At 61.9% G+C, this 18,360-nt stretch carries 19 protein-coding genes; 10 read left to right on the forward strand and 9 right to left on the reverse strand.

Annotated elements, in window-relative coordinates:
* Positions 1-41: 41 nt before the first annotated feature.
* The 4 genes from ACY65G_RS11215 to ACY65G_RS11230 all read right to left on the reverse strand — a co-directional run bounded on the left by ACY65G_RS11215 (position 42) and on the right by ACY65G_RS11230 (position 4,564).
* Positions 42-1,190, reverse strand: coding sequence for a hypothetical protein (locus ACY65G_RS11215; RefSeq protein WP_464997431.1), 1,149 nt, complete (start codon positions 1,188-1,190; stop codon positions 42-44).
* Between the two features lie 2 nt (positions 1,191-1,192).
* Positions 1,193-1,768, reverse strand: coding sequence for a hypothetical protein (locus ACY65G_RS11220; RefSeq protein WP_464997432.1), 576 nt, complete (start codon positions 1,766-1,768; stop codon positions 1,193-1,195).
* Positions 1,765-2,331 (reverse strand): hypothetical protein, encoded by a 567-nt coding sequence (locus ACY65G_RS11225; RefSeq protein WP_464997433.1) that lies wholly within the window; start codon positions 2,329-2,331, stop codon positions 1,765-1,767. The genes ACY65G_RS11220 and ACY65G_RS11225 overlap by 4 nt, the downstream gene beginning before the upstream one ends.
* A gap of 427 nt (positions 2,332-2,758) precedes the next feature.
* Complete coding sequence (locus tag ACY65G_RS11230) at positions 2,759-4,564, reverse strand: SIR2 family NAD-dependent protein deacylase (protein WP_464997434.1); 1,806 nt, start codon at positions 4,562-4,564, stop codon at positions 2,759-2,761.
* A 303-nt stretch (positions 4,565-4,867) separates the two neighbouring features.
* Between ACY65G_RS11230 and ACY65G_RS11235 the strand changes: the two genes are divergently transcribed.
* The 3 genes from ACY65G_RS11235 (at position 4,868) to ACY65G_RS11245 (ending at position 6,925) form a co-directional block, all read left to right on the forward strand.
* Positions 4,868-5,197: a hypothetical protein gene (locus ACY65G_RS11235; protein ID WP_464997435.1), complete on the forward strand. Its 330-nt coding sequence runs from the start codon at positions 4,868-4,870 to the stop codon at positions 5,195-5,197.
* A gap of 348 nt (positions 5,198-5,545) precedes the next feature.
* Positions 5,546-6,610: a tryptophan--tRNA ligase gene (gene trpS, locus ACY65G_RS11240; RefSeq protein WP_464997436.1), complete on the forward strand. Its 1,065-nt coding sequence runs from the start codon at positions 5,546-5,548 to the stop codon at positions 6,608-6,610.
* A 12-nt stretch (positions 6,611-6,622) separates the two neighbouring features.
* A complete protein-coding gene (locus ACY65G_RS11245) occupies positions 6,623-6,925 on the forward strand; it encodes a DUF1294 domain-containing protein (RefSeq protein WP_464997437.1) in 303 nt (100 codons plus the stop codon).
* 103 nt (positions 6,926-7,028) lie between these two features.
* Here the strand turns inward: ACY65G_RS11245 and ACY65G_RS11250 are convergent, their stop codons facing one another.
* Entirely contained in the window at positions 7,029-8,381 is a 1,353-nt protein-coding gene (locus tag ACY65G_RS11250) for an erythromycin esterase family protein (protein WP_464997438.1), read from the reverse strand.
* Between the two features lie 105 nt (positions 8,382-8,486).
* On the opposite strand from ACY65G_RS11250, the gene ACY65G_RS11255 reads away from it, so the two are divergent.
* The gene (locus ACY65G_RS11255; protein ID WP_464997439.1) at positions 8,487-9,431 is read left to right on the forward strand and encodes a DMT family transporter; all 945 of its coding nucleotides are present in this window, start codon (positions 8,487-8,489) and stop codon (positions 9,429-9,431) included.
* A 45-nt stretch (positions 9,432-9,476) separates the two neighbouring features.
* Here the strand turns inward: ACY65G_RS11255 and ACY65G_RS11260 are convergent, their stop codons facing one another.
* Positions 9,477-10,085 (reverse strand): LON peptidase substrate-binding domain-containing protein, encoded by a 609-nt coding sequence (locus ACY65G_RS11260; protein WP_464997440.1) that lies wholly within the window; start codon positions 10,083-10,085, stop codon positions 9,477-9,479.
* Positions 10,086-10,222: 137 nt separating this feature from the next.
* Between ACY65G_RS11260 and ACY65G_RS11265 the strand changes: the two genes are divergently transcribed.
* Positions 10,223-10,609, forward strand: a complete 387-nt coding sequence (locus ACY65G_RS11265) for a VOC family protein (protein ID WP_464997441.1) — start codon at positions 10,223-10,225, stop codon at positions 10,607-10,609.
* A 425-nt stretch (positions 10,610-11,034) separates the two neighbouring features.
* Here the strand turns inward: ACY65G_RS11265 and ACY65G_RS11270 are convergent, their stop codons facing one another.
* On the reverse strand, positions 11,035-11,331 hold the full coding sequence (locus tag ACY65G_RS11270; protein WP_464997442.1) for an H-NS histone family protein: 297 nt from the start codon (positions 11,329-11,331) through the stop codon (positions 11,035-11,037).
* A gap of 499 nt (positions 11,332-11,830) precedes the next feature.
* Between ACY65G_RS11270 and ACY65G_RS11275 the strand changes: the two genes are divergently transcribed.
* Positions 11,831-11,956 (forward strand): hypothetical protein, encoded by a 126-nt coding sequence (locus tag ACY65G_RS11275; RefSeq protein ID WP_464997443.1) that lies wholly within the window; start codon positions 11,831-11,833, stop codon positions 11,954-11,956.
* A gap of 12 nt (positions 11,957-11,968) precedes the next feature.
* On the opposite strand, the gene ACY65G_RS11280 is transcribed toward ACY65G_RS11275, so the two are convergent.
* Positions 11,969-14,188 (reverse strand): TonB-dependent receptor plug domain-containing protein, encoded by a 2,220-nt coding sequence (locus tag ACY65G_RS11280; protein WP_464997444.1) that lies wholly within the window; start codon positions 14,186-14,188, stop codon positions 11,969-11,971.
* A gap of 174 nt (positions 14,189-14,362) precedes the next feature.
* Here ACY65G_RS11280 and asd point away from each other — a divergent pair, with 174 nt between their 5' ends.
* A complete protein-coding gene (asd, locus tag ACY65G_RS11285) occupies positions 14,363-15,217 on the forward strand; it encodes an archaetidylserine decarboxylase (RefSeq protein WP_464997445.1) in 855 nt (284 codons plus the stop codon).
* A gap of 99 nt (positions 15,218-15,316) precedes the next feature.
* On the opposite strand, the gene ACY65G_RS11290 is transcribed toward asd, so the two are convergent.
* On the reverse strand, positions 15,317-16,213 hold the full coding sequence (locus tag ACY65G_RS11290; protein WP_464997446.1) for a LysR family transcriptional regulator: 897 nt from the start codon (positions 16,211-16,213) through the stop codon (positions 15,317-15,319).
* A 122-nt stretch (positions 16,214-16,335) separates the two neighbouring features.
* On the opposite strand from ACY65G_RS11290, the gene ACY65G_RS11295 reads away from it, so the two are divergent.
* From ACY65G_RS11295 to ACY65G_RS11305, 3 genes are read left to right on the forward strand one after another with little or no spacing between them, the layout of a single operon-like run.
* Complete coding sequence (locus ACY65G_RS11295; RefSeq protein ID WP_464997447.1) at positions 16,336-16,932, forward strand: FMN-dependent NADH-azoreductase; 597 nt, start codon at positions 16,336-16,338, stop codon at positions 16,930-16,932.
* A gap of 36 nt (positions 16,933-16,968) precedes the next feature.
* Entirely contained in the window at positions 16,969-17,853 is an 885-nt protein-coding gene (locus tag ACY65G_RS11300; RefSeq protein ID WP_464997448.1) for a pirin family protein, read from the forward strand.
* Positions 17,854-17,885: 32 nt separating this feature from the next.
* Positions 17,886-18,350: a hypothetical protein gene (locus ACY65G_RS11305; protein WP_464997449.1), complete on the forward strand. Its 465-nt coding sequence runs from the start codon at positions 17,886-17,888 to the stop codon at positions 18,348-18,350.
* Positions 18,351-18,360: the final 10 nt, after the last annotated feature.

The following is an 18,360-nucleotide window of genomic DNA, read 5'->3' on the forward strand; positions in this document are numbered from 1 at the left end:
CGCAGCAGCCACGCGAACCCGAAGTGGCGGTCGCATAGCTGTCAGCGCCCAAGGCAGCGAAAAGTTCCTGGGCTCCATGAGCCGCCGTTCCATGCGGTTTCGACCGCCGGCGGTATCAGGGCCAGCAGATTATCGTCGACGATACCGCCAGCCTTGTCGCACTGCTTGAACAATTGCTGCGTTCCAAATACGAACAGCGAGGCCGATTCACCGCACACGGCAGGTGCGGAGTTACCGGGAGGATGCAGTTCGGCGGCATATGCCAAAAGGCGCAACGGGGCATAGAAGTATTCGTTCAACTCCATGAATGGATATTTGCCTGCTGGTATGTCAGTGCGCGGACGCCACCCGAATGTGACAGCAAAACCGATCAGATCGGCGGCTGCGCGACGCGCTAGCAGAACCGGGCCTTCCGCGAATTCATGTCCTTGAAGCGATTGCGTCACCAGGCTGATATGGCGTAACGCGCACACGTCTGCATTCCCTTCTTCCAACATCACGGGCCTTGCGCAGAACAGACTACCTGACCTGTGCAGCGATCGGAACTGCGAGATCAGGCCACGCTGCTCGGCGGCCGAGCGGTTTTTTACTGGGCAGCTTTCACCATTCACATGGGCGATTTCATGGCCGATCAAGGCGGCCATGACATAATCCGTGGCGGCGATAAACGCTTGCACTTCGGCAGGAATACGCGTACCGCTCGTATATCGGCCGACCGAATGGTAACGGACGTAACCGCTTTCCAGTTCCGGCAAAAGGCGATTGACCTTCTCGTCTTGCAACGCACCATCAGCGTACCTGATCGCCGTCTTGTTCCACTCGTGGAACTTGAGACGAAAATCGTCATACGAAATGAATCCGCTTTCGCGGTATTTGTATGCCATCCATGCGGCGGCGCGCAAAATGCGTTCGATGGCCGCTGCCCGGCAAATCATTACGCGCTCACTTGCGTAACACGTGGCGTCATCGATTGTTCCTTTACACGGAATGGTTCGAAACCCTACGCGCTTGTTTTCGCTTGCTGGAGCAATAGCGCGTTTGACAGCTTTGCTCATGGCAGCGCTAATCGTCTGCTCGGACCGGTCAACGCATAGCGCTATACCGAAATCGACATTCGTCATGGGTTGCGCGGCAAATGTCGGGGAGTGCGAAACCATCGATATGCAAAGCCAGGCGATCGAGGTACGCATGATCATCTCGATGCCAAGGTTCGAATCAGAACATCGTCACACTCCGCGACATGACGATCTATAGCAGCTGCCAGATTTTGCACTGTCTGGCCCTGAAGGCGAGCCAGGTCTGGCAGCCGTTTCAGGCTGCCGTGACAACTTTGGATGGAATCCACTGATGCCTTTTCCGGTCCACGCGCATCGCCCTTGTCAAAGTCGGCCTTACTGATGAAGGCGACAGCGAGCGTCACCGCCGCGGAAAGCAGTGCGGCGCCGATTGTCCAGAAATATGTACGGCGGCGATTCGCTTCCTCGTGACTCATGCGCTCACGCTCGAGCAGCAGCTTTTGCTGTTCGAGATGGGAGGGGGAAATAAGGTTGTCCGGGACTTCAACGACAGCCTGCACAGATGCCGGATTTCCTGTGCCAGTGTACAAAACACCGTCATTTAGCTTGGCATCGCGCAGTCGAGTTCCATTGGCTGCGCGTGCTGTTACGAGACGTACCTCAGGTAGCCTGAACGCATCGGATGCCCAAGTTGATGGATCGTTGTCATCGACATCGCATTCGACCAAGAATGTCAAGGCAGTTCTAGTCATGGATGTGTCTGCTTTGAAGTAGGGTTTGAATCGCACGCAATGGCAGCGCGCATGCTATCTTGCAGCGCTGCGACCTTGTACCGGTTCAGAAGTGCTTGGATTGCGGTAGGTTCGTGCCGGCTTCCGTCCGGCGAATAGAAAAAGAGCGTTGCCCGGGACCTGCGCGTGTCAGCCCGAAAGCGATAATGTAGCTGCAATAAACCTGGCGTCCCGGGTCCCATGCTTGCCGAAGCTAAAAGAGAGGCGGCTGTTCGGCTGGAACTAGTTATGGTCAATGAATACTCCTGAGTCCAGTCAATGAACACGGCAAGCAATTTGTCGGTACAGATGCTGACCTTATCGACGACAACATTTTGGAAATACCCTTCGGCGTCATAACCTCCACCACCGCGCGGGTCGTCTGGATCACGCGGAACGTCGAAATCATCCACGACGCCGATGCTGGTCAACGGAGTACGCAAGTCGCCAGATCTCTCTTGCGAGGAAACCGACGTCAGGAAGCAAGCCTGTGATACTGTCAGGCAAAACACCACAACTGACATCGATACGTTCTTGCGAGTCATGCCGCGTCCTTTGATATGTCCAGTTGTGCGCCCTGAAAGTCCGCCGAGTGATTTCTCGAACTGCCAAACCCACCATTAACGACCAAACATGCACTAAAGCCAAGGTATAGTCGTTTGGCGATTGCTGTCTACAAACTGCTGATCTGCAGGCGGCTAATGTCGGAACCACGCAACTTGGCTGCGTACCAAGCTCCTTTGCTCAACGGTGACTCCTGCGACATCTCTGATCCGCGTTGTAGCGCGCCATCCACACAAGCGGCAGCTGCCGCAGGCATCGGTCGACGACCTCGCTCCGACCCGCGCGCGATGCTGGAGCCCGGCCGCCGCCCTGCCTGCCTGCCAGACAACAGGGAGCTGGCGCAGGTTGACGGCATCATCAACCGGCTAAACAAGACAATGGGACCGAATGGTGAACTCAAGCATTGACCTAGGCTGGCATCGGCGGTGACTGCCGCTTCGTGGAACGGAAATCGACCACGAGCGTGCAGCCCGATACTAAACCGAAGTCGCGAACGGTAAGATCCAGCTCGGAAATTCGGTCAAACGCATCGGTGAGACGGGGCAAGGTATAGATGCGAGGCTTTCGCTTTCCGATTGCCACCGGAATCAAGCTGCCGACCGTTTCGTCGCCGTTGACCAGGCGGTGATGGCGTGCTATCTCCGTATCATCAAAAATTAGTTCAACCACCAGGCGGATCTCTGCCGCCTGGAGATGTTCACTTAGATCAATGTAGGAACCTTGTAACATGGCGACTGCGCCGGGTTCATTCACGTATACGCGGACTGTTACGAAGCCGGCAGGTAAGTTGTTGTCGTTGCGTTTCCTAGCGTTGTAATGCTCTCCATAGGTCCGCGCCATCTGTGCCAGTGAAATCCATGTATCGAAAAGTCTAAGATCGCCACCCGACAGCATTTGAACGTGTGCGGTACGTACCTGCCGCTTTTCCATCTCGTCAAGGAATGCGGAAAACGCTAGCCCGATGCTGCGTGCCGAACGGCGATCTCTGTTACGGCATTTTTCGCCCGACACTACCAGCTTGCGCGCGACGATACCGTACACATTGGGGTGTTGATCGAACGATATGATCCAGTCTGAATTCTCTAGCCAGTCCCAAGCATCAGGCTTATGGACACCAGCCGCTGCCCGGCCGACATTGCTTGGCATCGCTAGGCCTTTCGGCAAATCCGGATCCTTAACACTTTCCTTTCTTCCACAACTGATTGCAATCGCTTCGTCATCGGCGACGTTCCTGGGCAGGGGTTGCCGTAGCACGGTAAAGGTGGTGTCGGGGATACGGTCCGGCGCGGAACACGGCTGGAAGTCCCATCGGAAGGCGCGGGCCCGCTCGCCTTGGATGAAGGTGCGCAGTTGCGTAAGAAATTCCTCCACGTGTGGATCGTGGCCCTGATTCTCACGCACTTCATAGGTGTGGCAGATGATGTGGTAATGGCGTTGCAGGTATTCCGTGTCGATGCTGTCCTTTTTGATGAGGGCGAAGTGGGGTTGGACGGGTGGCCCCATCAGGTCAATGATTTCGTCGAACAATGAAAGGAAGTATGGTTCGGTCAGCCCGGAACCCAGGAATAGAAGCGATCTGTTACGGTAAATCTCGGCAAAGCAGCGTCGAAAGTGCGGGCTGCGGTGCGCAGCCTTGCGGTATTCGCCGTGGCCTACGACGATCTGGCTGCGCCCCCATGCGACATCAGATTCCGTTGGAAGGTGGTTTCGTAATTCCGCATCATCGTCGGAATGTTCCTGGTATCCGAGAAATCCCTGCAGAGCCCACAGGACCTCCTGCGTAGGCAGCTGCAGGTGTTGCAGTACGCGATGACAGTCCACTTCGGACCGGCCCAGCACATGTGGCAGGAAACGATTCTCGCCCCACACCGCGCGCAGGTAGAGATCATCATAGTTCGTCGTGCAAACCAGCGGCCAGTAGAGCGACGCCAGCAGTTGGGTCTTGCGGGGAATCTGTGGCGCCTGGTCAGCATAGATGATGCTTGCGATAATGGCGCCGACATTCTCGCCGCGGGAACGAAGAATATCCAACGCAGTCTGGCTACGGCGGACGAGATCCCCACTGGCTGAAGCATTAATGCCTGTTTCGACTTCCAATGCCTCAATCAGGGCCGTCCAGCTCAGGCAGGCCGGCAAGCTCATACCAGCGCCGATGAAAGGGACCAGCAGCCCCTTGTCATATTGTGTTGCGAGATTGGCAAAGGCGGATGTCATGGTAGTGCCTCTAGTCAGTTGAAGGAGACAATAATGTCCGGCCAGTGTGCGCCGACCGCCCGGCCATGTCTATTTGGCATTAAAGATGAGTTGCTATTCTGATACCGTAGCGCGTTGCAGCCTGCGGTTGTTGGTTACAGTACGGTTAAGGAGCGATCGCGCCGCCGAAGCATGAACTGCCTGCAGCACGACATGCCGCCCGTGTGGCTCACGAGTTGCTGTGCCTTGGCGTCGGACTCCTCCAACCGGCGAAAAAGGTTCAGGAATGCTTTGAGCTGCCCGGATGCATAGATCCACTGCGACATGGCACTGCGCGATCGCCGGGTTCAGGCGCCCCGGTGCGATACTGGCGCGATCGATCCGCTCGCCTTTGGCGCGAAGGTCTTCTCAATGATGGACCGACCGCTTCAGGAACGGATCGAGAAGGTCGACCCGCTCATGCCGATGCTGGAAACCGCGTGCATCGACGAGGTGATCACACCAAGCCAGCTGCTTATTGAGAAAACGCCGGATAAAAATGCCGTGTGCGGCGCGACGAAGACCATCCGCATTGTCCGGGCGACACGGGACGCCGCGCTGTCCTGGTACCGGCAAGTGCCCCGGACGCGCTGCATCGGCATGACGGCAGCGTAGGGCTTATGCAAGACGAGCCCCCGTTACAACAGCTCGCTCCCTGATCGGCTTGACATGCCTGATTGCCCGGACTACCTGCACCATGAATTCGTCTGTTATACAGCACCCTTACAGCAGAGGTTAGCTTGCATAAGTCGTTGATTCCGCGAGTCTTGACAGCCCGGCATGAACCTGCAACCATAGCGGGATGACTTTTCATCCATCCCATCCGCTTTCTTTCTCCTGGTGGCGCCGCTCCATGCCGTGCGGCCCCCGTTTGAAGTGATGTGATTTCAATATGACGCCGCCTCTGCCAAGGTGGCGTTTTTCATGGCGCATCCGGGCAGGGGCCAACCCCGAAGGAATGCAATGAGCCAGCCTGAAAATTCCGCAGCAGATTCCGCCGCAACCGCAGCATCCACCTCAGTTTCCACCTCTCCGGCCGTCATCCTGACGGGCGACCGCCCGACCGGCCCGCTGCACCTGGGCCACTATGTGGGCAGCCTGCGCAGCCGCGTGGGCTACCAGCACGACTACGAACAGTTCATCATGCTGGCCGACTCGCAGGCGCTGACCGACAACATGGACGACATCGACAAGGTGCGCCGCAATGTCGTCGAAGTGGCGCTGGATTACCTGGCGGTCGGCATCGACCCGGCCAAGTCGACGATCCTGATCCAGTCGCAGATCCCGGAACTGGCCGAGCTGACGTTCTATTACCTGAACATGGTCACCGTGGCGCGCCTGGAGCGCAATCCGACCGTGAAGGCGGAAATCGTGCTGCGCGGCTTCGAGCGCGACATCCCGGCCGGCTTCCTCACCTACCCCGCCTCGCAGGCGGCGGACATCTCGGCGTTCAAGGCCTCGATCGTCCCGGTGGGTGAAGACCAGATCCCGATGATCGAGCAGACCAACGAGATCGTGCGCCGTTTTAACAGGATCGCGAACCGCGACATCCTCGTCGAGTGCAAGGCCCTGGTGCCGGAAATCGGCCGCCTGCCGGGCATCGACGGCAAGGCAAAGATGAGCAAATCGCTCGGCAACACGATCAACCTGGGCGCCTCGGCCGACGAGATCACCGCCGCGGTGAAGAAGGTGTATACGGATCCGCTGCACCTGCGCGTGCAGGATCCCGGCCACCTGGAAGGCAACGTGGCCTTCATCTACCTGGATGCGTTCGATCCGGACAAGGCCGCGCTGGCGGAAATGAAGGCGCACTACGTGCGCGGCGGCCTGGGCGATTCGATCGTCAAGAAGCGCCTGGAAGCCGTGCTGCAGGAGCTGCTGGGCCCGATCCGCGCCCGCCGCGAGGAATTCGCCAAGGACAAGGGCCAGGTCATGCAGATGCTGAAGGAAGGCACCGCCCGCGCGCGCGAAGTGGCGGCAAGGACTGCCGATGAAGTGAAGGCCGCGCTGGGCCTGAATTATTTCTGAGTTTCGCTCCCTTTGTTTGCAGCCATCCTCGCGCTGGCTGGGTGGTACCTGTGCGCCAGCCTCGCCACCTTCGTCGCATACGCCATCGACAAGCGCGCCGCGCGCTCCGGCCGGCGCCGCACGCCCGAACGCACCTTGCTGCTGCTCGGGCTGGCCGGCGGCTGGCCGGGCGGCCTGCTGGCCCAGCGGCTGGTGCGGCACAAATCCAGCAAGATGGCGTTCCAGCGGAAGTTCCGGATCACCGCAGCACTGAATACCACGGCGCTCGCCCTCCTGTTGCTGCTCGCACAAACTGGGGACGTACCCCTGTTTTGAAGAAATTATTGCTCCCAAACAGGGCGGTCCGTCGATGCGGTAGTCTCCGGTGTTTTGAGGAATGATTGCCTTAAAACAGGGGTACGTCCCCAGTTTTTCCTGGCTACAACCCGCTCGGGTAGGTTTCCGGTACCTCGTCCTGTTTCCACAGCGCGGATCGTTCCAGCGGCCGCAGCGCGGTACTGCGGTCCACGTGCACCAGCGCGTCGAACTGCTTCGCGGCTTCCGCATGGAAGTAGTGGCTGTACCGTTCCGTATCAGGGCGGTAGATGACGCCGATGGCGCGCTCCAGGTAGCGCGACGGCAGTCGCGCCAGCATGCTGTCGTGCCCGCGGATCGGCAGCAGGAACTGCGCCATGCCGGTGGCGATCGATGTTTCGTGCATCAGCCGTTCCACGCTGTCCGGCCGCGATGGCACCACGTGCTTCAGTTCCGCCGGGCCATCCCATTCGGTGGCCGCGGTCACCGTGCCGGTATGGGTGGTGAAGCCGAGCAGGAAAACATCGTCCGGCCGGTAGCGTTCGCGCACCAGCTGGCCCAGGTTCAGCTGGCCGCCCTCGCCCATCTCGGTGGCACGGGCATCGCCCAGGTGTGAATTGTGCGCCCACACGACGATCTTGCCCGGCCTTCCCGTGCGCTGGCTGAGGTGTTCGCGCAGCGCTTCCAGTGTTTCCGCCATGTGCGAGTCGCGCACGTTCCACGACTCGTCGCGGCTCTGGAACATTGAGCGATAATAGGTTTCCGCGTTGCGGGCCACGCGCGCATTCTGCTGCGCATAGAACAGTTCATCGGGCACCTGCCCGCCTGGCTGCTGCATGTGCAGGCTGGCCTGGCGCGTCAGCTCCATCAATTGCCGCACCACTTCCTGCTCGCAATGCGGCTTCATGCCGAACGAGGTGGCGTAGCCATAGCGCTGCGGGTCCTCGGCCATGTGGTCGATGCAGCCATAGCGCTGGCGCGCGCGCTCGGCCGCCTCCGGATCTTCGCGGTCCAGGTACTCGATCACGGCGTGCATCGACTGCTGCAGGCTGTACAGGTCGAGCCCGTAGAAACCCACGCGGCGCGGGCTGCTGGCCACGTGCGCGTTGTGCAGCCGCAGCCAGTTCACCAGGTCGACGATCTCGTGGTTTCGCCACATCCACTGCGGAAAGCGTTTATAGCCGGATAGCGCGCCTTCGGCCGTCATGTCGTCGCCGCCGTGCTGCACATAGCGCGAAACGCGCAGGGCGTCCGGCCAGTCCGCCTCCACGGCGATGGCGTCGAAACCCTTTTCCACGATCAGCCGTTTGCTGATCTCGGCCCGCAGGCGATAGAACTCGCGGGTGCCGTGCGTGGCCTCGCCGAGCAGCACGATCGAGGCATCCCCGATCGATTCGAGGAGGTAGTCGAAATCCTCGGCGGCGGCGAACGGCCGTGCCTCGCCCTTCAGCGCACTGATGATGTTCTTGTCGGTCATGGTGGTCTCCTGCTTGATTCCTGACTAGGCATGTCCTGGGCACCATAGCGCACTCTGTGCGACACTGGCGCCCCTTATTTTCGGGAAATTTTCGGGAACCGACCGATGCGGACTGGAGTGCTGTGCGCCCTGCTGGCGGGCGCGATGTGGGGCATGGTGTTCATCGTGCCGGCGCTGCTGGCGGCCTTCTCGCCGCTGGAACTGGCCCTTGGCCGCTACGCGGCCTATGGCGCGATGGCATTCGTGCTGCTGCTGCCGAAGCTCTCTGGGCTTGCCTGCCGCCTCGACCGCGCCGACTGCGCGGCGCTGCTGCGGCACGCGCTGGCCGGGAATATCGTTTACTACATGCTGCTGGCGGCGGGTGTGAAGCTGGCCGGGGTGGCGCCCACCTCGCTGATCGTGGGCGTGCTGCCGATCACCGTCACGCTGATGGGGAGGCACGACCATGGCGCCGTGCCGCTGGCGCGGCTGGCGCTGCCCCTGCTCGTCGTGGCCGCCGGCATCGCCTGCATCAATGTCGACGTGTTCACCCATGCACACGCATCGGGCCGGCCGGCGTGGCAGACGGCTGCCGGCCTCGCCTGCGCGGCCGGTGCCCTGCTGTGCTGGACGTGGTATGCCGTCGACAATGCCCGCTACCTGAAAGCCAATGCGCATTTCAGTAGTGCCGAATGGGCGGCGCTGTACGGCCTGGCCACCGGCATCGTTGCGCTGATCATCGCCGCGATCGCGTTCGTGCTACGGCAGGGCGAAACGGCCGCCGCCGATACTCACCGCGACTGGGGATTGTTCTGGACGTGTAACGCGCTGCTGGCCCTGGGTGCCTCGGTGATCGGCAACCAGTTGTGGAACGCGGCCAGCCGACGGGTGCCGGTCACGCTGTCGGGGCAGTTGATCCTGTTCGAGACGCTGTTCGCGCTGCTGTACGGCTTTATCTACCGCCAGGCGTGGCCGCGGCCACTCGAAGCGGCGGCAATCGCGCTGCTGGTCGCAGGCGTGATGTGGTCGGTGCGGGTGCACGCGGCCGGGGAGCGGATCACGCCGCCGTAGACAGCATCGCGCCCGCCAAGACAGGTCGGATCGGGTCGGGTCAGGTCAAGTCAGGTAACCGCTGTCGGCCAGCGCATCCTGCACCAGTTCGAGTCGCAGCAGTGGATTGTCCTGCGCAAGCAATAGCTGCTTCTGTGGCAGGTCGAGATCGAGCAGCTCGCACCAGCGGTTGGCGACCCAGCCGCTTTCGTCGAGCCGATACGGCGAGCCCATCGGCATCTGCGCAGCCGTCAGGCCACGCTGCTGCAGGGACCGGATCAGCGAACCGAGCGCGTCAGCCACATCCTGCTGTTCCGCCGGCACCGGCACGGTCATGTCATCCGGCAGGCGTTCGATGTTTCCCATCCATAGCCCATGCTTCAACTGGTCCGCCGACGCGATCCGGAAGCGGTGCGTGCCGAGGCAGGTAATGTGCAGCAGGCCGGGCAATGGCGCAGTCCAGTCGACGATCCGTGCCAGCGTGCCGATCGGGGCGATGGCTTCCGGCTGGCCGGGCTTGCGCACTTCCTCGCCTTGGGCCAGCGCCACCACGCCGAATTCCTCCGAGTCGGCGATGCAACGCTTGATCATGTCGAGATAACGCACCTCGAACACCTGCAAGGCGAGCCGGCCGTCGGGAAACAACACCGTATTGAGCGGAAACAATGGAATCATGCGGCATCTTGGCACACATCGGACCGGCATGGCGCCCACCTGGCATCCTCCGGTCAACGGAACATTATCGAGGTCAACAGCGCGCTATCACCTGCGCAAGCGCGGTACGCTGCCCGGGTCAACCCAAGGAGAACATCATGCTGGCAAATACCGAAGTGATGGCAACGATCGCCGTGCGCGATATCGCACAAGCGCGGACATTTTACGGCGATATGCTGGGGCTGCAGGAAAATCCTGGCGGTGGCGATACCGATGGCGAAGTCCTGTCTTATCTGAGCGGCAGTGCGCTACTGATGGTCTACCGGTCGGAGTTTGCCGGTACCAATAAAGCGACTTCGGCAACGTGGACAGTTGGTGACGAAATCGAAGAGATCGTCGACGCATTGAAAGCGAAAGGCGTGGCATTCGAACATTACGAGATGCCGGGGCTGCAACTGGCCGGCGACATACACGTGGGCGACGGGATGAAGGTAGCCTGGTTCAAAGACCCGGATGGGAATATCCTGAGTATCGCCGGCAGTTGAGCCAGCGCGGGAAAAGAAACCTCGCCAGGGCGGCGTAAAAACAACAGCGATAACGAGCGAGAACGAGCGAGAACAACAGTGGGAACCGCGCTGTGAAGAATGCCCGGAACGACATGGGAACAACTCAGCCGGCGGAGAATGACACATTGCAAGGCCGACTCGCTGCAAGGATAGAATGCCTCCTTCGTGCATCGTGCGCACGACATCGCTGCGATATTGCGGGACGTTTCGTCCGATTCGCTCACTTATTATGGCTGTAACAGGACTGGGCAATGCCCCAACGAGCCACCGGAGCGGGACGCACTGGCAGAAATCGTTCCAGCTGTTCACTGATTAATCGGGTCATGAACAAGCCGGCGATATGTAGTGCCGGGCACGCTTTAAAAGTTTGCACCGCCCCGGGAGCCGGGGCGGTATCGCCGGCATTATTGCCTGATCAGGAAATCTTCCTTCTTGCGGCCTTCCAACCATTTCGGAGCGCGGCCGCGGCCCGTCCACGTCTGGCCCGTCGCTTCGTCACGGTATTTCATCGGCACCGGGGCGCGCGCCTTGACGGGCTTGGCCGATTTGACGGCCGGGCCCAGATCGGCCAGCGTCAGGTTGTGTTCACGCATGATCGTGGCGATGCGTTCCTTTGCTTCCGTGATCTCGTTGCGACGGGCCAATTCAGCCTGCTTCTGCAATTCCGCGATCTTTGCCTGGTATTCCTGGTAAGTCGTCATCTCAAATCCTTTGTAGGTGAAAAAGTGCGCGTGACAATCTGTGAGAATTCAATGTCCCGTCAATTTACCATAACACGCCGGACACATTCCACATTTATTCACAATAAATGACGTGCAAGCTTACGCGAGAATAAATTTTCTCACTTAAACTCACGATGATGAATACCATCCCAATCGCGATCGATGTCACGGACGCCGCACCGCGCACGAACCCATCACTGTTGCCGGCACCGTTCGCGAAAATGACGAAGCCGCATCGAGCAGCCGCTCGACGATTTATTCGGTCTCGGGAATTTCTGCGTCAACCGCTGCACGCTGGCACCAGCGAGTATCTCGGGCCTGTTGCACCAGCATGACAGGCAGGACGAATTAGTTTATCTGCTTGCAGGCGTTGCGGGTCTCGTTACCGATGAGGGGAAATGGTACTGACACCCGGCATGTGCGCCGGGTTCAAGGCCGGCGGCCGCGCGCACCGGCTGGAAACCGCTCGGCGGAACCGGTGGTATTCCTGGAGATCGGCGATCGCGCTGCGGGCGATACCGTGCTCTATCCGCGCGACGATCTTGCCGCGCTATTTGAAAACGGTGCCTGGCGATTCACGCACAAGGATGGAACGCCGTATTAAGCCGGCGTGCTGTCAGAAGCGCATTTCCAGCGTCGCCCTGCCCTGCGCATAGCCCGCGTAGATGCTGGTGCGGCGCAGCGTGCCATTCCCGTCGAGGTAGGCCGAGTCGCCCACCGAATCCTGGCCAAGCACGTTCGAGACCGCCACGCGCAGCTGGTATTGCGGATTGAATTTCCATAGCGCATACACGTCGAGGTCGCGCCGCACGCTCTGGTAGCCGGTCTGGTTGACGTCGATGCGCACCGGGCCGCCGTCGCGGAAGGCAAAGCTGGCGCCCGTGGTCAGCTTGCCGTCGGGCGAGCGGTAATCCGCGCCGAACGTGGCAGACAACGGGGTCTGCTGGTCCAGGCGGTTGTCCGGCCCCGGCACCACGTCCACCCGCGACCAGTTGCGCGCCACGCTGGCACGCAGGTCCACGCCGGGCGCATCGTCCATCACGGCCGCCAGCGGGAACTTGGCTTCCAGCTCGATGCTGCGGGTGACGGCATTGCCGTCGTTGACGGGCGTGGCGATCCAGCGGCCATTCTCGAGGAACAGACCCTGCCGCGTATAGCCGCTGATGCGCCGCATCGAGGCCGCCGCCGACAGCAGCGCATTCTCGCCCCAGTAATGCTCGTACGACGCGTCGATGCCGGACGCCAGCTCCGGCTGCAGTTCCGGGTTGCCGCGACGGTCCGGTTCCGTCTGGCTGTTGTTCGTGGACGTGAAGCGGCGCGGCACGAGGTTGTTCGGGCTCGGCGCCTTGTAGGTGCGGGTCAGCGCCAGGCGCACCTGGTCGCGGCTGTCCGGCAGCTTGTACAGCGTTTGCGCCAGCGGGCTCCACACGCTGTTGGTCTGGCTCACCGTGTCGAAGCTGTCGCCCTCGCTGGTGGTCTCGATGCCTTCCCAACGCAGGCCGGCATAGACAGACCAGCGCGGGGTGATGTTCCACTCATCCTGCGCGTACAGCGCCAGGCGGGTCACCTTCGCTTCGTAGCCCTCATCCGAATCGGCGGCGACAAAGCCCGGCAGGTCGGCCTCGTCCTCGATGCGCGAATCGTCGCGCAGCGTCACGCCCGCGTCCCAGCCCATCGACAGCGCATGATCTTCCAGCCAGGGCGCGGAATACTTGCCCTGCGTGGAAAAGCCTTGCTCCTTCGTTTCGCTGAGAACGGTCGCGTCGCGCCCCAGCACGGCGGCGCGGTAGTCGAATTCGTGCCACGTGCCTTCCGACCGCATGCCGCTGATGCCCGCCTTGGCATCGAGCTTGCCGCCCTCGCCCAGCCGCTTTACCCAGTTCAGGTCGGTGCGGGCGAACAGGCTGCGGTTCTTGTTGAACATGTCGCGCACGTCGAAGCGCGGCGGCGTGCCCAGTTCGGTATCGACTTCCTGGTAGCCGTGGTAGCGGTTGCGGTTGAAGTTCACGAAGGTTTGCGATGTCAGCGAATCGCCGCCGCCCAGGTTCCAGTTGACGCGCGGGGCCAGGTTCATGCCTTCCCAGCGCCCGCCATCCTGCTGGCGGGTGTGGCGCACCATACGCAGTTCGCCGGCCGGGTCCACGAGCGTTTCCTCCACCGGCGATACGCGGTCATAGGTGCCGCGCCAGAAATTCCCGCTGAGCGAATACGACAGCGCGCCATCCTTGTCCGACAGTTGCAGGCTGCCGCTCGGGCTGTTCTGGTCCGCACTCTTCGCCGCGCTCAGCTTGAATTCGCGCTGGGCCGTCTTGACGGCGCGTTTCAGCACGATGTTGATCGTGCCGGCGATGGACTGCGTGGAAAACTCGGCGCTGGCAGCGCGCACGATTTCGATGCGCTCGATGACGTCCGGCGACAGCGTTTCGATGGAAAACCCCGCCGGTGCACGCTCGCCATTGAGCAGGATCTGCGTGTAGCCGCTACCCAGGCCGCGCATGCGGATATCGTTGCCGCCCCGCCCGGAGCCGCCGACCGTCACGCCGGGAATGCGCTTGAAGACGTCGGTGATCGCCGTATCGCCGTAGCGCTTGATTTCCTCGTCGGAGATCACGACCTTGCTGGCGGTATCGTCACGGCGAGGATCGTAGGCTGCTGCCGAGCCCTTGACTTCCACCGTCTGCATCGGTTCAGCGGGCTTCTGCGCCTCTCCCTGCGCGCGCTGCTCCGCGGTGTCGGGCATCGTCTGGACGGTATCGGCCAATGCGGGTAGTGCAACGGCAATGGCAGCCGACAGCGCGGCGAGTTTCAGAGGGCAGAAAAAGTCGGATGAACGCATGGGAAAACGTTTTATGAAGAATTAAAAAGCGATAAATTGCACGTGGTAGCGCTATTTTGCCCAACTTTCCATCGTACGGGTTACCGGGAAAGAAATATTTCCATTGGTCCCGGCGCCATGGGTCCGGCAGGCGCGGCTATAATGCGCCCTTGAACTTTTCGGGAATTCCATACCGTGTCCGACCGCCTTGCCGTCCTGCCGCAATACCTGCTCCCGAAGGGGGCGCTGACCAATTTCGCCGGCCGGGTGGCGGGCGCGAAAGGCGGTGCGATGACGACGCGCCTGATCCGCTGGTTCGTCGGCAAATACGGCGTCAACATGGACGAAGCGGAAAACGCCGATATCGCCAGCTACCACAGTTTCAACGAATTCTTTACCCGTGCCCTGAAACCCGGCGTGCGCCCGATCGCGGACGTGCCGTTCGTCTGCCCTGTGGATGGCCGCATCAGCCAGTTCGGCGCGATCGAGGACGACCAGATTTTCCAGGCCAAGGGCCATCGCTTCACGACAACCGCGCTGGTGGGCGGCGACCGGGCGCTGGCGGACCTGTTCCAGCATGGCAGCTTCGCCAACCTGTACCTGTCGCCGCGCGATTACCACCGCATCCACATGCCCTGCGACGGCAAGCTGACGCGGATGATCTACGTTCCCGGCAGCCTGTTCTCCGTGAACCCCACGACCGCGCGCGGCATTCCCGGCCTGTTTGCGCGAAACGAACGCGTGGTGTGCGTGTTCGACACGGCGCACGGCCCGTTCGTGATGACGCTGGTGGGCGCGACGATCGTCGGCAGCATGGCCACCGTGTGGCACGGCGTCGTCAACCCGCCGCGCCAGGCCGAGATTCGCGAATGGTCGTACCTGGACCAGCACATCATGCTGAAAAAAGGCGAGGAACTGGGCCGCTTCCTGCTCGGCTCGACCGTCGTCATGCTGTTCCCGAAAGACACCCTCGCCTTCAATCCAGGCTGGCAACCGGCCGGCGCCGTGCGACTGGGCGAACCGATGGCCAGCCTTCCCCACCAGAAATAATTTCCTGGAAAATGGGGTACGTCCCCATTTTTCAGGAAACATTGCCGGGAATGGCAGCATTCCCGGTTCGCGGAAATCTTTTCCGAAAACCGGTGTCGGTCACCGGTTATCGTAATGCGCTTCGAGCATGTCGAGGAAGGCCCGGGTCTTGGCTGGCATGAGCCGGCGGCCCGGAAAGACTGCGTAGCCGGTAACGGCCGGGAACGCCCACTCGGGCAGCACCTTCACGAGCGCACCGGCAGCCACCAGGGGTGCGGCGTAGCGATCCGTACAGCTGGCGATGCCGGCCCCGGCAGCCGCGAGCCGGGCCAGCAATTCGGGTGAATTGCCGGTCATCCGCACAGGCACCTCGCGCTCCCACTTCGCCTTTGCGCGCAACAGCGTCCACTGTGCCAGGCCGGAGGCCGACCGCGACAATCCCAGCAGGTCGTGCCGGAACAGTTCGTCCGGGTGGGAAGGCAGGCCGCGCAATACCGTGTAGGACGGCGACGCATACAGCGACCATGTGCTCAGCACCACCGGCCGGGCGGCCAGCGTGGCGTCGTCCGGCAGCGTACCCATGCGCACCGCCAGGTCGAAGCCTTCGGCCACCAGGTCGACGCGCCGCGGCGACAGGTCGAACTGCAGCGAAATCCCGGGGTAGCGCGCCATGAAAGCCGGCAGCAGGGAGCCCATCACCTCGTTGGCGAAATCGGCCGGCATCGATACCTTCAGCAAGCCATTCGGCGCGCCCTGCCGGTGCTGCGCCAGCGCACCTGCCGCTTCCGTTTCCTCCGCCACCTTGCGCGCGTGTTCGAGCAGGCTCGCGCCGAATTCCGTCAGCACCAGCCGGCGCGTCGTTCGCTGCAGCAGGCGCTCGCCGAGCCGCGCTTCCAGCAGCGACAGCCGCCGCGAGACCGTGGACTTCGGCAATCCCGTGCGCACCGCTGCCTGGCTGAAGCTGCCCGTTTCCACGATGCGCGCGAACAGCAGCAGGTCGCCGGGATCAAGTTCCATGCCGTAATTCCTTATTGTTCCATTGATGGACGAATGTTATCCATTTTACCGTCTTTATCGATATGAATGGAACGCGTAAAGTTCATACATCGCAGCAATCCACCAATTCAAAGGAGCACACCATGAACATCCTGCAAATCAATTCCAGCGCACGCAGCAACGGTTCCGAGTCCACCCGTCTGGCCGACACCATCGTCGCGAAGCTGAACGCGGACGGCAACGCCACCGTGGTGCGCCGCGACCTGGCCGCACAGCCGCACCCGGTGCTGGACGAAGCCGCCCTGCAGGCTCTGTTCACGCCAGCCGACCAGCGCACCCCGGAACAGGCTGCCCGCGTGGCGCTCGACGATGCGTTGATCGCCCAGGCGCAAGCGGCGGATGTCATCGTGATCGGCGCGCCGATGTACAACTTTGGCATCACCGTGCAACTGAAAAGCTGGTTCGACGCGATCGCCCGTGCCGGCGTCACGTTCAAGTATGGCCCGACCGGTCCGGTGGGCCTGCTGACCGGCAAGAAAGTCTATGTCGCACTGACCCGGGGCGGCATGCACAAGGATGCGCCGTCCGACGTCCAGCTGCCGCACCTGAAGATGTTCCTGGGCTTCGTTGGCCTGACCGACGTGCAGTTCGTGTACTCGGAAGGTCATGGCATGGGTGCCGACGCCGTGGCCCGTGCCCGCGCCGAAGCGGACGAACAGGTCAACGCCGTCCTCGTGTAAGCAGTGAACCTCGTCCAACCATCACAGGAGAGCATCATGAGCAATACCGCAGATACCGTCACCCGCCCGCGCAGCGTGGAGCGCGTGATCCAGGGCCAGGCCGTGATGGATGGCGCCGGCGTGAAGATCAACCGCGTGCTCACGCAGCCGCTGCAGCGCCGCCTCGACCCGTTCCTGATGCTGGACAATTTCGGCTCGGAAGAAGCCAGCGACTACCTGGCCGGCTTTCCCGACCACCCGCATCGCGGCTTCGAGACGGTGACCTACATGCTCGAAGGCCGCATGCGCCACCGCGACAGCGCCGGCAACGAGGGCTTGCTGGAAAGCGGCGGCGTGCAATGGATGACGGCCGGCCGTGGCGTGATCCATTCCGAGATGCCGGAACAGGAGGCAGGCCTGATGGAAGGCTTCCAGCTGTGGCTGAACCTTCCCGCGAAGGACAAGCTGATGAAGCCCTGGTACAAGGATTTCAAGGCAGCCGAGATTCCCGTGTTCACCACGCCCGATGGGGCACTGGTGCGCGTGATCGCCGGTACCAGCCACGGGGTCGCCGGCGCCGTGCAGCGCGACGTGACCGAACCGCTGTACCTGGACATCGAATTGCCCGCCGGCGCCGCCTTTACGCAGGCGCTGCCGGCAGGCCATAACGCTTTCCTGTACCCGTACCGGGGCAGCGTGACCGTGGCCGGCAAGGCGGTGGGCGAACGCAGCATGGCGATCCTGGCGAACGAGGCGCAGGCCGACGGCGTTGCCGTGGCGGCCGGGGAAGCGGCGCGCTTCATCCTGATCGCCGGCCGGCCCCTCAACGAGCCGATCGCGCAATATGGCCCGTTCGTGATGAACACGCAGCAGGAGATCCACCAGGCGGTGCAGGACTTCCGCGCCGGGCTGCTCGGCGAAGAAGCCCACGGCGCCACCTGACCGTAACGGCGCGGTCGCGCTAGAATGCGCGCATGACCACGCTGATCGACCTGTTAAAACGGCTGAGCCGGGCCCTGGGCCTCGACACGGCCGACTCTTTCCCCCCGGGCCACGTCCACGCGCGCACGCGCTGGAACGCGGCCTATTTCGACATCGCCTCCGATGTCAAGCCCGACGACATGGAGCGCCGCATCTGCGATGCGATCGCCAACACGCCGCTCGTCTTCGCCCACATCACCAATCCCACGCCGCGCATGCAGCGTGCGCTGTTCGGCGTGCTGGAACAGCGCGTGCGGCTGAATCACCAGCGCGAGGCGGCCCAGCTGGCCGCGTTGCTGATCGGCGCCTACCGCAGCCCGCACATCGTGGAAGCCATGCCGGGCCTGAAAGCGGCGATCGCCGCCACCGAACACGATGAAGCACCGGCGCGGATCCGCGCCGTGCTCGAATTCATGACGCAGCGCGATGCGCCGTTCGATGTGATCGACATGCATTGAACCGCCGCTG

The sequence above is a fragment of the Pseudoduganella sp. jia 12 genome (assembly GCF_055502675.1).

Bases quoted from the DNA above. Each gene is read 5' to 3' on its own strand.
- ACY65G_RS11305 (WP_464997449.1), top strand. From the start codon at position 17,886: ATGACCACGCTGATCGACCTGTTAAAACGGCTGAGCCGGGCCCTGGGC.
- trpS (WP_464997436.1), top strand. From the start codon at position 5,546: ATGAGCCAGCCTGAAAATTCCGCAGCAGATTCCGCCGCAACCGCAGCA.
- ACY65G_RS11300 (WP_464997448.1), top strand. From the start codon at position 16,969: ATGAGCAATACCGCAGATACCGTCACCCGCCCGCGCAGCGTGGAGCGC.
- ACY65G_RS11255 (WP_464997439.1), top strand. From the start codon at position 8,487: ATGCGGACTGGAGTGCTGTGCGCCCTGCTGGCGGGCGCGATGTGGGGC.
- ACY65G_RS11220 (WP_464997432.1), bottom strand. From the start codon at position 1,768: ATGACTAGAACTGCCTTGACATTCTTGGTCGAATGCGATGTCGATGAC.
- ACY65G_RS11250 (WP_464997438.1), bottom strand. From the start codon at position 8,381: ATGACCGACAAGAACATCATCAGTGCGCTGAAGGGCGAGGCACGGCCG.
- ACY65G_RS11225 (WP_464997433.1), bottom strand. From the start codon at position 2,331: ATGACTCGCAAGAACGTATCGATGTCAGTTGTGGTGTTTTGCCTGACA.
- ACY65G_RS11260 (WP_464997440.1), bottom strand. From the start codon at position 10,085: ATGATTCCATTGTTTCCGCTCAATACGGTGTTGTTTCCCGACGGCCGG.
- ACY65G_RS11280 (WP_464997444.1), bottom strand. From the start codon at position 14,188: ATGCGTTCATCCGACTTTTTCTGCCCTCTGAAACTCGCCGCGCTGTCG.
- ACY65G_RS11295 (WP_464997447.1), top strand. From the start codon at position 16,336: ATGAACATCCTGCAAATCAATTCCAGCGCACGCAGCAACGGTTCCGAG.
- ACY65G_RS11215 (WP_464997431.1), bottom strand. From the start codon at position 1,190: ATGCGTACCTCGATCGCCTGGCTTTGCATATCGATGGTTTCGCACTCC.
- ACY65G_RS11235 (WP_464997435.1), top strand. From the start codon at position 4,868: ATGGCACTGCGCGATCGCCGGGTTCAGGCGCCCCGGTGCGATACTGGC.
- ACY65G_RS11270 (WP_464997442.1), bottom strand. From the start codon at position 11,331: ATGACGACTTACCAGGAATACCAGGCAAAGATCGCGGAATTGCAGAAG.
- ACY65G_RS11265 (WP_464997441.1), top strand. From the start codon at position 10,223: ATGCTGGCAAATACCGAAGTGATGGCAACGATCGCCGTGCGCGATATC.
- ACY65G_RS11230 (WP_464997434.1), bottom strand. From the start codon at position 4,564: ATGACATCCGCCTTTGCCAATCTCGCAACACAATATGACAAGGGGCTG.
- ACY65G_RS11290 (WP_464997446.1), bottom strand. From the start codon at position 16,213: ATGGAACTTGATCCCGGCGACCTGCTGCTGTTCGCGCGCATCGTGGAA.